The sequence below is a fragment of the Micromonospora sp. S-DT3-3-22 genome (genome assembly GCF_015354745.1).
Classification (GTDB): Bacteria; Actinomycetota; Actinomycetes; order Mycobacteriales; family Micromonosporaceae; genus Micromonospora; species Micromonospora wenchangensis.
The window spans coordinates 1-12031 of sequence record NZ_JACGMO010000066.1 but is presented as its reverse complement, the minus strand read 5'-3'; the positions used below and the strand labels follow the sequence as shown (position 1 = coordinate 12031).

The 12031-nt window shown below is 67.0% G+C and carries 11 protein-coding genes and 1 pseudogene; 7 read left to right on the top strand and 5 right to left on the bottom strand.

Annotated elements, in window-relative coordinates; genetic code table 11:
* Nucleotides 1-201: 201 nt before the first annotated feature.
* From H1A17_RS19470 to H1A17_RS35605, 4 genes are all read right to left on the bottom strand, one after another.
* Nucleotides 202-645, bottom strand: a complete 444-nt coding sequence (locus H1A17_RS19470; protein WP_194822570.1) for a pilin — start codon at nt 643-645, stop codon at nt 202-204.
* 280 nt (nt 646-925) lie between these two features.
* On the bottom strand, nt 926-1747 hold the full coding sequence (locus tag H1A17_RS19465) for a hypothetical protein (RefSeq protein ID WP_194822569.1): 822 nt from the start codon (nt 1745-1747) through the stop codon (nt 926-928).
* Between the two features lie 376 nt (nt 1748-2123).
* Nucleotides 2124-2288, bottom strand: a complete 165-nt coding sequence (locus H1A17_RS19460) for a hypothetical protein (RefSeq protein ID WP_228543845.1) — start codon at nt 2286-2288, stop codon at nt 2124-2126.
* Nucleotides 2289-2351: 63 nt separating this feature from the next.
* On the bottom strand, nt 2352-2474 hold the full coding sequence (locus tag H1A17_RS35605) for a hypothetical protein (RefSeq protein ID WP_309236810.1): 123 nt from the start codon (nt 2472-2474) through the stop codon (nt 2352-2354).
* 13 nt (nt 2475-2487) lie between these two features.
* On the opposite strand from H1A17_RS35605, the gene H1A17_RS19455 reads away from it, so the two are divergent.
* From H1A17_RS19455 to H1A17_RS19440, 4 genes are read left to right on the top strand one after another with little or no spacing between them, the layout of a single operon-like run.
* Nucleotides 2488-3102 carry a hypothetical protein gene (locus H1A17_RS19455; RefSeq protein WP_309236809.1) on the top strand — a complete coding sequence of 205 codons (615 nt, stop codon included), beginning with the start codon at nt 2488-2490 and terminating at the stop codon, nt 3100-3102.
* Nucleotides 3103-3115: 13 nt separating this feature from the next.
* Complete coding sequence (locus H1A17_RS19450) at nt 3116-4339, top strand: TRM11 family methyltransferase (protein ID WP_194822591.1); 1224 nt, start codon at nt 3116-3118, stop codon at nt 4337-4339.
* Nucleotides 4336-4545: an AlpA family transcriptional regulator gene (locus tag H1A17_RS19445; RefSeq protein ID WP_194822567.1), complete on the top strand. Its 210-nt coding sequence runs from the start codon at nt 4336-4338 to the stop codon at nt 4543-4545. The genes H1A17_RS19450 and H1A17_RS19445 overlap by 4 nt, the downstream gene beginning before the upstream one ends.
* Before the next feature lie 3 nt (nt 4546-4548).
* On the top strand, nt 4549-5766 hold the full coding sequence (locus H1A17_RS19440; protein ID WP_194822566.1) for a site-specific integrase: 1218 nt from the start codon (nt 4549-4551) through the stop codon (nt 5764-5766).
* Between the two features lie 243 nt (nt 5767-6009).
* Here the strand turns inward: H1A17_RS19440 and H1A17_RS19435 are convergent, their stop codons facing one another.
* Entirely contained in the window at nt 6010-6396 is a 387-nt protein-coding gene (locus H1A17_RS19435) for a hypothetical protein (protein ID WP_194822565.1), read from the bottom strand.
* Nucleotides 6397-6619: 223 nt separating this feature from the next.
* On the opposite strand from H1A17_RS19435, the gene H1A17_RS35600 reads away from it, so the two are divergent.
* The 3 genes and pseudogenes from H1A17_RS35600 to H1A17_RS34555 all read left to right on the top strand — a co-directional run.
* On the top strand, nt 6620-10501 hold the full coding sequence (locus tag H1A17_RS35600) for an AAA family ATPase (protein WP_194822564.1): 3882 nt from the start codon (nt 6620-6622) through the stop codon (nt 10499-10501).
* Between the two features lie 163 nt (nt 10502-10664).
* On the top strand, nt 10665-11228 hold the full coding sequence (locus tag H1A17_RS19425) for a hypothetical protein (protein WP_194822563.1): 564 nt from the start codon (nt 10665-10667) through the stop codon (nt 11226-11228).
* Between the two features lie 303 nt (nt 11229-11531).
* Nucleotides 11532-11655: pseudogene (locus H1A17_RS34555) on the top strand (IS701 family transposase); the annotation flags it as partial.
* Nucleotides 11656-12031: the final 376 nt, after the last annotated feature.

The window sequence follows — 12031 nt, the reverse complement described above, 5'->3', positions numbered from 1 at the left end:
CCGGCAAGCGGACGCCAGGGTCAGGCACACCGGGCGTAGGCGGCGGGCCGGGTGCCGTAGCGGGCGGGCCGGGTGCCGGGCTCGGCTCGGCGTGCGCCGGCCCGGCCCAGGTCAGGGCCAGGCCGGTGAGGATCACCGCGCCGAGCAGCAGCAACGACACCGGTCGGACCGGGCGGCGGGATCGCGTGGCGAGGGCAGTCATCACGCCACCCACGTGCCGACAATGGTCACGAACAGCGGCGCGAGCAACGCGAGGGCGTAGCCCATCGCGGCGGACCGCAGCGCGAGCTTGGCCTTCTCGACCTCACCGGGGTCACCGTTGGCAGCCAGGTACCGCAGGCCGCCGACGGTCAGGAACAAGGTGGCGACGGCGACGAGGATGCCGACGAGCCAGGTACGGATGTTGTTGGCGACCTGCTGGATCGACTCAACGGCCAGCACCACCGCAGCAGGCTCGGCCGCCCACGCCACGGTCGGCACAGCAACGAACGCTGCCGTCACCGCAGCGGCGTTAAGGAATAGCAGCGCGGCGCGGACAGTCCGAGGACGATAGCGGAGCAGGCGGCGGACGGAAGGCCGTCCGCGCCTGCCGGCCCCGAGGCGGCGGTCCGCCGCCTCGGGGCATGGGAAGGGGTGAGGAGTCATGGGGTTGGGCACCTCCGGTTCGCACGCCGACGCAGCCCGCAACGGGGCGTAGGTGCGCGAGTGGGTAGCGAAGGCGGGACCGGACGATGCGGGGTGACCTGTGGTGCCGACCGACGCGGCCGTCCTCCTCACCAGAGATGGCGGGTGGGCCAGGGACCGTGCGAGGTGTCAGCGCCGTCAACGGGTCCGGTCGGAACAGGTCACCTGCGCGGAAGAGTCCCGCACTAAGGGATTACAAATCCGAGCCCCGGATTGGAAACCCGCAGCTCAGACAACCTACCTACGGACGCTTCCGGGCGGTGGACGCGTCGAGGACCACCGTCGCCGTGGCCTCGTTGATGACGTCGGCGTAGGGATCGGACAGCGCGCCGGACTCGATCGCGGCCTTCAACCGGGCGACGGCAGCCGTACGGCGCTTGTACAGGTTCCACCGGGGCTGGCCGGTGCGTTCGGCGTAGTCGGTGAGGCTGACGTCTTCCAGGTACGTCGCGCCGATCAGCTCCGCCTCCTGGACGGTGATTGCCCCGGCGGCAACCGCGCGGGCCAGGACGAGATCCGGGTGACCGTACGGGGCCGGCGGCACCACCGCGCCCGGGGCGTGGTTCGGAGCCCCGGACAAGGCGGGCTCCAGATCGCGCAGCTCGGCGCGGGCCTTGGAGAACGCGGCGGACAGCAGGTTCCCGACCACACCCGACCTGGTTACGTCGACCGTGGCAAGAGCGCGGAGGAAGTGCTCAACGATGGCGGCCTGCACGTCGCCGGTGAACAGCTTCGCCAACAGGTACGCCTTGAACCGCAGGCCCGGCAGCGCGACGCCGACCGCACCAGCACGCCACGCCGGGTCCTCGGTACGGGCCTGCTGCACGAGCAGCCGCCACGCCGCGTCCCGGGCGGCGTAACCGCAGGACGGATGCATCAGGATCGCCGACAGCTCCGGCAGGGCGATGGCCCGGCGGGGCAGGCCGTGACCGAGGCTGCGGCCGTCCACCGACAGCGGGCTCGGCCCCTGCCCCATCAGCCGGAACCGGTACTCGATGTCGTTGAGCAACGTCTCGCCACGCGGCCCGACAGCCGGGCCGGAGACGGGGGTAGAACGGTCCATGGTGGTGCTCCCTCGTGATGACCGTTGCCGTCCGGCGGAAGTGCCGATCGGCGCTGTGCCACCACGCCACCAGGGCCTTTGAACAGATCATGAACACTGCTGATCTTGTTCAAGGCGGCCCAACGCGTGTTCAACCCCGCTCTCGCCGACCTCCGTCAATGCGCCTCGGCATCGGCTAAGCGAAACCCCGTGTCATGGTGTGCAACGCGTGGTCAGGCTGTTCACGGGCCTCAGCACCAGCCGCAGCCACGTCGAGACGGAGCACCTTGAACACGCGCCAACCACGACGCAGCCATGGCGTCACGTAGGACGGCCGCGAGGGGCTCCCGCCGGTTGCACCGCACCTCCTGGCGATCTTGTTCAAGGCCCGAGGTGGTCAGCCGGGATCGCGTTCAAGCAGAGGACGATCTTGTTCAAGCAGGCGAGGATCTTGTTCAACCTGCTGCCGCTCGCGTGCTGCCGACCATTGATGCCTCGGGTGCTGTCTGACCTGCGTGTTCAACCCGTAGAGGATCTTGTTCAACCGGGCGGCGTCGGGCACTGTGCCACCCTCGGCGAGGAGCGCGGTTTCCAATCCGAGGCACGGATTTGTAATCCCTTAGTGTCAGCGCTCGTCGGCGGACGTGGCCCACACGCCCATGCCGAAGCCCAGCTCCACCACCCCCGGCGACCGGCCGCAGCCGGCACCGGTCGGGTTGCTCCTTCCCCCTACCCACACCTCCCGCACGCCTGATCCGGCAGTGCCGGACTGGCACGGACTGTCCCCGAACCACCTCGCCTACCTCATCCGCCGCTACACCGACGCCGGTGACGTGGTGCTCGACCTCGACGCGCACCCCGCCGCCCTCGCCGCAACCACCTACCTGCACCGGACGCCGGCCCGACTGTTCACCGGTCCCTACGGCCTGCGCATACGGCTCCTACCTCCCGGACGCGCGAGGCGCGGCGTGCCTCACCTGCCCGGATCGGGCGTCACCCTGATCCTGGCGACGCTGCCGCAGACCACCGGGCACCCCGCACCGGACGACCTGACCACCGCGATGAACACCTGGCGGCCTCTACTGCGCCCCGGCGGGTTCCTGCTCGTCGCACTCACCACCGCGCCGCCCCCGCCACGCGGGTTCAGCCACCGCGCCACGGTCATCGCCGCCGCCCGCGCCTCGGGCCTCTTCTACCACCAGCACATCCCCGCTGTCCTCGCCCCGCTGCCCGAGCACGAGCCACGCACCGCCCCGGAACACCGCGACGAAGGCGACGACGGACGGCGTCTGCTCGCCGGCCGGCACCTCCCGACGTTCCGGGACCTGGTCGTGTTCGGCAGCACCGCCACCAGTGAGGAGAACGCCCGTGTTTAAGCTTCGTCCGCCGCTGCGCACCGCTGGTCTTCACGACGGGGAACCGCCATACCCCGACGGGTCCGACCTAGCGGCCCTGCTCGCTGACGGCTACCTCGGTGCGGTCTGGCTCACCGGTCAAACCGCGTCGCGTGACCTGCGGCGCGGCCGGTACACCCCGGACTCGTTGGCGCACCCCGGCAAGATGCTCCCGACGATCCCCCGGTACGCCATCCGCACCTACACCAACCCCGGTGACGTGGTCCTCGACCCCATGGCCGGCATCGGCACCACCGTCATCGAGGCCATGCACCTCGGCCGCCACGGCGTCGGCGTCGAGTACGAAGCCGAATGGGTCACCAAGGCAGCCGACAACATCCGCCACACCCGCCAAGCCGGCGCGCTAGGTCGCGGCGAGATCTACCACGGCGACTCCACCGCCCTACCGTCCCTGCTGCCGGCCAGCCTGCACGGTCAGGTGTCCCTGGTGATCACCTCACCGCCATACGGGTCGTCCACCCACGGCCACGTCCGTACCCCCGGCCCGAGACGCGGCAAGGTCCGCAAGATCAACCACAAGTACGGCGGCGCGGACAACCTCGCCTACCGCAGCCACGGCCAACTCGCCGACGGGTTCACCACCATCCTCGCCGGCTGCCGGACGTTGCTGCGTCCCGGTGGGCACGTCGTCGTCACCGCCCGGCCCTACCGCCGCCACGGCGAACTCATCGACATCCCTGGGATGGTCGTCGCCGCCGGCATCAACGCCGGACTCGAACTGGTCGAGGAGTGCATCGCCCTCATCTGCGGCGTCCGCGACAGCGTGATCATTCCCCGCGCCTCGTTCTTCCAGCAGAAGAACACCCGAGACGCCATCGCCATCGGCGACCCGCAATGGCTCGTCCAACACGAAGACGTGGCGGTCCTCCGCGCCCCACTGAACTCCGCCCCACACGACGCCGAGAGCCGGTCAGGGCGCACCACGGCGGACGCTGACCGGCTTGATGACTCCACCCCGCACCGCGTGGATCGACGTGCACAGGCGATGTCCCCCGGATACCCCAATCCCGGCGGCAGCGCCATCGATCCCCGGTCCCATCCGGACCGGAACGGTGAAAGGACACCCGATCCGTGCCCGCCCAATCCGCACCCCACGCCAGGGGACGTACGGCCCGACCCCACCGCCCACCGGCGGTCCGGCGACCCTCACAGGCCACGCCCACAATTCGGTTCACCTACTGCTTCGGGCCGGCAGTGAGCACCCCGGCTCCCGCCGAGTGGCGACCCGACCCTCTCCTGACCATCGATGACGTCGCGGCCTGGTTGGGCAAGCCGAAGAACACCCTCTACGCCTGGCACAGCCGAGGCAAGGGACCACGCGCCATCCGCGTCGGCAACACCCTGCGCTACCGGCGCAGCGAGGTCGAACACTGGCTCGACGCCCACACCGACCCGGAGCGCTGAGTCATGGCTCGACCTCCACTACCCATCGGGACCTGGGGCAACATTCGCACCGAGAAACTCGGCCCCAACCGGTACCGCGCCCGAGCCCGATTCCGCGACTACGACGGCAGCACCCGCGACGTCGAGGCCACCGACACCACCGGCCCAGCCGCCATCCGAGCGCTCAAGGTCAAACTTCGTGACCGTGCCGCTCCCAACGACGACGAGATCACCCGGGAGACCCACATCAGCAGACTCGCCAGCCTTTGGCTCGACGAGATCACCGCAGAGGAGCGTCTCGCGCCGCAAACCATCAGCCAGTACGAAGTCAGCGTGCGCGTCTCGGTTGTGCCAGCCCTGGGCAACCTTCGTATCCGGGAGGCCACCGTCGGCCGCATCGACAAGTTCCTACGCAAGATCGCCGACGACCGCCCGACCGCCGCCAGGCTCGCGAAGGTCGTCCTCACACAGATGCTCGCCCTGGCCGTACGTCATGGCGCACTAACGACCAACCCCGTCCGCGACACCGGCCGACTACGCAACCCGCGCCGCACGGTCGTCGCCCTGAAGACGGAGCAACTGGAGGGCGTCCGTGCGGCGATCCAACGATGGCAGCAGTCCACCCCCGGTAAACCCGGGCCTCGGCACACCGGCGAGCTGGGCGACATCGTCGACCTCATGCTCGCCACCGGCGCCCGCATCGGCGAGATCCTGGCAACACGCTGGGAAGACCTCGACCTCGCCGCCGAACGCCCGACACTGACCATCTGCGGCACGATCGTCTATCTCAAGGGCAAAGGCTTCTTCCGGCAGGACTGGACGAAATCCGACGCCGGCTTCCGGACCGTGGTCCTTCCTCGCTTCGCAGTCGGGATGCTGATGGCCAGACAGCTCAACGCCGCCGACAACCCCCACGATGCGATCTTCGCCTCCCGACGCGGCACCTGGCTGTCTCCACAGAACGTCCGCCGCCAGTGGCGTCAAGCCCGCGCCGACACCGGCCTCGAATGGGTCACGCCACACACCTTCCGCAAGACCGTCGCCACCCTGATCGACAAGGAGTCTGACGCCAAGCACGCCGCAGCCCAGCTCGGGCACGCCACCGAACAGGTCACCAACAGGCACTACATCGTCAAGCCCGCCCTCGCCCCAGACAGCTCCGACATTCTCGAACAACTCGGCGCTGGCCAGGCCACGACCAGGCACGAGCGTCACCCCCATAGCCCACACCGGACCGGATAGACAAACAGGGAACCGTCCCTGACATGCCGCAGCACGGACCCGTCAGAACCCGATCACCAACCAGCATTGCCGAGGGTTTTCACGGACGATTCAAAGTCGCATAGATCATCATGCCCAGGGGGCTCGGCGACGCGGTGCGAGCGGGACGCCAGAACGAGTTCGAGTTACTTCGGGCATCCCACACCACCGAGGCCGCGATCTGCGCTTCCGCAGATCGCGGCCTCGGTTGCCGACTGAGACTGTTCAGCAGCGGCCGACGCCAACCTGGGATTCCACGAGCGAGGAGTGCACGTACGCCTTGTACACGCCCACGCTGGGCACGTCGACCTTGAACCAGCGGTTGGAGGCGTAGTCGGAGTCCGGCGGGTATACCCACTGCGTGTCGACCCAGCAGACCATCGTGACGGCGGTGTTGTTGTTGACGTAGCGGACCTTGTACTGGTCGCCGAGGTAGGCGGCGCTGCGCAGCCAGGCACCACCGGAGTTGGAGCCGATGTAGGGGCCGGCGGCGAGCGCGGGTCCGGCGCCGAGGGTGTTCACCGTGACCATCGCAGCGATGACTGCCGCTGCTCCGGTGAGGCGACGCAGCACGGTGCGTTTGCCGGTCTTACCGATGCTGTGGGAGTACATGTTGGGTCCTTTCCTTGAGGAGAGGCGGTAGCGAATCGACGACAGGCTCGGTGTCCTTCCGGCCCGTCGGTCACCTCAGATTGCCAGGTCAGCAAGGCGTTGCAGGGTGCGGAGCCCGAGGTTGGACAAAGTTAGACGGCTCACCGCACGAACATGGACAGTCACCCATCTGTAACCTGGCTCCACAGTGTGTGAACGGCCGACAACTGTTTCAGGAGCCGCCGTGCAGTCGCAGCACCCCGCCCCACCCTTTCCAGACATCACGACGCGGAAGGCGTTCGCCGAGGCGCTGCAAGCGCTCAACACAGCGGCATGGTCCTATCGCCTCCTAATGGACAAGTGCCGCGCCGAAGGCGCCGGAGTCGACCATCGGACCATCGGCACCTGGTTTACCGGCAGCAACCTTCCCTCGCCGAAGTTCCACCACGACTTCCGCGTCCTGCTCCACTACCTGGGAGTCGATCACGATGAGGTCGAACGGTGGCTCGCTACCGTCCGGCGGCTGCGCAGGACCCGCAACTCCGGTGACGTCGTGCCATATCGGGGTCTCGACAGTTACGGCGTGCAGGATGCTCCGTACTTCTTCGGCCGCGCCAAGCTCTTGGCGTCCGTACTAGACAATCTCCGCGAAATGCACGAGGCCGGCGGCGGTGCCATGCTGCTGGTCGGCTCTTCCGGAGCGGGCAAGACTTCCCTGCTCGAAGCTGGCGTCCGTCCGGCGATTGCGCAGGGTGCCGTCATTGAGGGCAGCACCACCTGGGCGGTGCTGTCCTTCGCGGCGACGCCCTCACCGTCTGTTCAGCTCGCTGAGTCACTCGCCAAGCACCTTGGCTTGTCTTCCGCAGCGGTCGCCGAGGATCTGCGGGCAGACCCTACTCGTGTCGCCCCTTACCTGGATCGGGTCGCGCTGGATCGACCGGTCCTGATCATCGTCGACCAGGTTGAGCAGGCACTCATTGCTGCGGGAGACGATGCCGACGACGAGCTGGCAGGGTTTCTCGCGGTGCTTCAGGCGGCTACGTCCAGGCCAGGAGGCGGGCTCGTCGTCCTAGGTCTGCGCGCCGACCAGTATGGCGTGGCCCAGGACAATGTGCAGCTCCGGGCGCTGACCGACGGCCGTCAGGTGGCGGTGACCCCGATGGATGAGGACGAGTTGCGCGCGGTCATCGCTGAGCCCGCCCGCAAGAACGGCATCGAGCCGGAGGCAGGCTTCGTGGAATTGGTGCTCAGCGAGGTGTCGAGCCGGCCGGGCCGCGCCGTGCACCGCGCCGCACTGCTGCCGCAGCTATCCCACGCGCTTCGCAAGACGTGGCTGGCTGGCAACGGCGCTAACATGACGGTGCATCACTATCGTCAGGTCGGTGGCCTGGACCGTGCGGTCACTGACACTGCCGAGGCGGTCTTCGGTGAGCTGAGCCCTATCCAGCGATCGATCGCCCGCAAGCTCTTCTTCCACTTGGTGCTGGTGCAGCCCACTGCGGCCGACAGCCGTCGGCAGGCGTTTCTCAGCGAACTGTCCGACGAGGGCCAAGACGCCGAGCTGTACGAGGTCCTCTACCGCTTCGCCCATCAGGGCCTGCTCACGGTGGATGCCGAGACCGTCGAGATCACGCACGAGTCTCTGATCTTTACCTGGCCGCGGTTGCGCGAGTGGCTCGATGCGGACCGGGCTGGCCGACTGCTGGCTCAACGGATGGCTGTCGACGCGCAGGAGTGGGAGCGGCACGACCGCGACCAGGACCATCTCTATGAGGGCACTCGTTTGCACACCGCCCGGGAATGGGCAGATCAGCATTCCGACGAGGTGCCGGAGCCGGTCAGAAAGTTCCTCGACGCTGGCGTACGCCGTTCCCGCAGGCGCACCCGCCGGCTCCAGCAGGTCATCGCCATCCTGTCTATCCTACTGACGGCGGTCGGTGCGCTGACGGTGGTCGTCGTCGCGCAGACTAGCGCCGCCACTCGCCAACGTGACGAAGCGGTCTCCCGCATGATTGCCAGCGAGATCACCAACTTGCGCGAGGTCGACGTATCGCTGGCGCGCCAACTGGCACTGGCGGCGTTCCGCATCTCGCCCACCGTGGAGGCCCGCTCCGCACTGATCGAGGCGACCGCTCAGCGCTCGGCCGTCCGGATGCGCGCCCCTGGCGGCGGCATCATGTACGCGGTCGGCATACATCCCAGTGGGCGGATCGCCGCGGCGGCGACAGGGAACACCGTGCGGTTCTGGGACATCACCATGCCCGGCCATCCCCAGATACGCCCCGACTTGCCGAACGCCACATGCGGCAAGGTCTACGCGCTGGCGTTCTCGGCCAACGGGAAGTTGCTCGCTGCCTCCTGCGGAGACGGCAGTATCCACCTGTGGGACACCCGTGACCCGATGGTTCCCGTAGCGCTGCCCACGGTCGCAGGTCTCGGAGCAAAGGTCTACTCCGTGGTCTTCAGCCACGACAGCAGCTTGATGGCCGCCGCCGTTGCCGAGGCGGTAGTGAACGACACCAGCGCCGGCAGCGTACGACTCTGGTCAGTCACCGATGTCGAACTGCGTCCCCTAGGCAAGCCGCTGCACGTCGACGACGACGCACCGGCGAAATCCGTCGCCTTCAACCGAGACAACTCTCGGCTTGCAGTAGGCACCGACGACGGCACCGTACAAGTCTGGGACATCAGCGAACCCGACCACCCCGCCAACCCGGCTCCCGCCCCTGGGCCGACGAAGGCAATCGGCCAGCTGGCGTTCAGCCCGCGAGGCGACACTCTCGCCGCAGGAGGCGCCGACCAGCAGGTGTATCTCTGGTCGACCGCCGGCAACCCGGTACCGAGCGGGCCTCCCATCGGCGGCGCAGCCAGCTGGGTCAACGCGGTGGCGTTCTCGCCGGACGGCGCCACACTCGCAATCGCCAGCTCCGACAGCGACCAAGGTGTGCGGCTACTCGACCTAACCAGTCGCCGGGTCACCGCCACAATGCCGCACCCATCACCGGTCACGTCGGTGAAGTTTGGACCTGATGGCAAAACTGTGATCACCGGAGCGAACGACGGCACGGCACGGATGTGGCCCGTGGCCTCACCCACGCTGGAGGGCATGGACTATACGGTCAGCGCCGCACGCTTCAGCCCCGACGGCACCACATTGGCCATCGGTAGTGCGGACCTACGCTTGCTTGATGTCACCGATCCAGAGCACCCCACCTTGCTTGGACCCGCCACCACCAACCCGGACAAGTTCTCCGGCACTCTCGCATTCGCGGCGAACAACCGGCTGCTCGTCGAAGGGCACGGCAAGTCCGGCACCCTGCAACTCTGGGATGTCAGCGATCGGACTCGCCCAAACCGGATAGGACCCCCGCTGAAGGCACATTCTCGGCAGGTCGAGACGGTAGCCTTCAGTCCGGACAGTTCGGTGCTCGCCACCGGCAGTCGCGACGGGGCGGTACATCTGTGGAATATTAGAAACCCCTATTCCCCAGCCCGACTATCGACACCTGGAACCTTTAACGGATATGTCAACCAAGTGACCTTCAGCCCGAATGGTAAATTTCTCGTGGCGGGAAGCGTCGATAAAACCGTTCGACTCTGGGACGTTCGTGACCCCCGGCTTCCCACCCCGGCCGGCACCCTCACCCCCAGTAATCACTACGTCTTCGCGACTGAATTCAGCCCGGACGGTAGTTTGCTCGCCGTCGGGCTCGCTGACAGCACCATCCGACTCTATGACGTGACCAGTCCCGGTGCACCGAGCCCGATTGGCGTACCACTCACGGGTCCGCTGAACTACGTGCATTCGCTCGCTTTCACCAGCGACGGAAGTACCCTCACGGCGACGACAGCTGCGGGCACCGTTTGGATCTGGGACATACGCGATCGGCACGTACCCGTTGTGCTCGCCAAACTCAAACCGGCGAGAGGAGCCATGTATCCGGTGCACTATCAGCCGGGAACCCGGCTCCTCGTATCCGGGGGAGACCGGAAGAAGGCGTGGGTCTGGAATGCGGATACCGACGCCGCCGCGACCCTCATCTGCGACACCAGCGGTGACGCCATCACCATTGAGGAGTGGAAGACCCACGTTCCCGACCGGCCCTACGACCCCCCTTGCCCGTGATCCGGCCGCTCGTGCGTCGAGCCACGTTGACCAGGCACAGCATGATCGTCCAAGGCTTGTCCAATCTCGAGGAAAACAGTTGCCGCCGCGCACCCCGGTGGTCACAGTAGTGATACCGGTCTGGGCGGCACACCTGCCGCCCGAAAGAGAGGACTGTGCCGCCATGAAGCGATCCCGCCTCGGTGCCCGCAAGTTGATCGCGTGGATAGCAGGATTGTTGACTATAGTTTCTTCCACGCTCACGCTCGCCACTCCGGCAAGTGCAGCACCGTACTGTGGTCCGAGCAGATTCGTCGAGTCCATCGAAACGGTGAATTGGGCCGAAGAGGAGTTCCAGATTCTCGTCAAGCCGACGGGAGAGGCCAGATGGCACGCCGCCTTCGCCGCGAATCCGAGGGACGCCGTGGTCGAGCAGTGGCATGCGGTCCAGCGTTGCGTGCCCGGACTTTACGGAAAGCTGGCCGACACCATCTGGGATCAACTGGAATGCCACCAGCTGAACTCGTGGATTCCAGCGAAACGCGAGGGGAGCAACTGGGCGACCGGTGAGACGTACGATCTGGAGAGCTGGCGCCCTACCCTGCCCCGCTGGGTGGACGGGCAGGAATTGATTTTCACCGCATGCCTTAACATACTGGGTGGTCGCCCCGAAGGTCCTTACGGCGACGGAATCCGACCGGACGCAGGGCAGACCGACCTTCGAGAGGCACTGTCCCGCATCGCCTGACGATGAGGACTTATGGCCTCCTGAGTGCGAGCAGGCGTGTCCCGGCCAGTTGGCCGGGACACGCCTGCTCGGGTATTCCAACGTCACTTGGCTCCGGCGTTGGGCGTGGCACGGGCATGAAGACGGCCACTGTTTGATCATCGATGGCTTTCGTGAGGAAAACCGATGTTCGTACGATGGCCGCATGCCACAGCGTGAATGTTGATGGGTGGCGGGTCATCCAGGACGAGGCGGTGACGCGTGTCGCGGGCCGGTTCGTGCGGGCAGAGCTGCGCTTCGGCCCGCAGGCACCAAGACGAGCAGCTGATCCGCGTGGCCGGGACCCGGTGGGCGATCGAGGAGTCTTTCCAGACCGCCAAGACCGAGGTAGGGCTTGGATCACTACCAAGTGCGTCGGTACGACGCCTGGTACCGGCACATAACTCTCGTTCTGTGAGCCCACGCCTACCCCACCGTCACCGCCGCCCACGCCAATAGGGGGACCCGGAACCTGATCATGAACAGCTCGCGCCCCTCAGCCTCGGCGAGATCCGCCGTCTCCTGGCACACCTGATCCACCACCCCACCCTTCGAGCAAATACATCGATGTCCATGATGGCGTCGCCGGCACCAGCACCGCGCCAAACGGGCCCACTATCAGCGAAGAACCCGCATCCACCAGCTGCGGCTGGAGTACTACAGATCTTGAATGGTCAGGTTCGTCCGATGTGGTCTGTGTGGCGGTGTGGGGTTGGGGTAGATCGATGGGATGAGGTATCCCGATGGTGGTGGATTGTCCGCGCGGGGGCGGGCGAAGCGTGAGG

Excerpts from the sequence above, each read along its gene's own strand:
- H1A17_RS19470 (WP_194822570.1), bottom strand. The coding sequence starts at position 645 with ATGACTCCTCACCCCTTCCCATGCCCCGAGGCGGCGGACCGCCGCCTC.
- H1A17_RS19440 (WP_194822566.1), top strand. The coding sequence starts at position 4,549 with ATGGCTCGACCTCCACTACCCATCGGGACCTGGGGCAACATTCGCACC.
- H1A17_RS19465 (WP_194822569.1), bottom strand. The coding sequence starts at position 1,747 with ATGGACCGTTCTACCCCCGTCTCCGGCCCGGCTGTCGGGCCGCGTGGC.
- H1A17_RS19435 (WP_194822565.1), bottom strand. The coding sequence starts at position 6,396 with ATGTACTCCCACAGCATCGGTAAGACCGGCAAACGCACCGTGCTGCGT.
- H1A17_RS19425 (WP_194822563.1), top strand. The coding sequence starts at position 10,665 with ATGAAGCGATCCCGCCTCGGTGCCCGCAAGTTGATCGCGTGGATAGCA.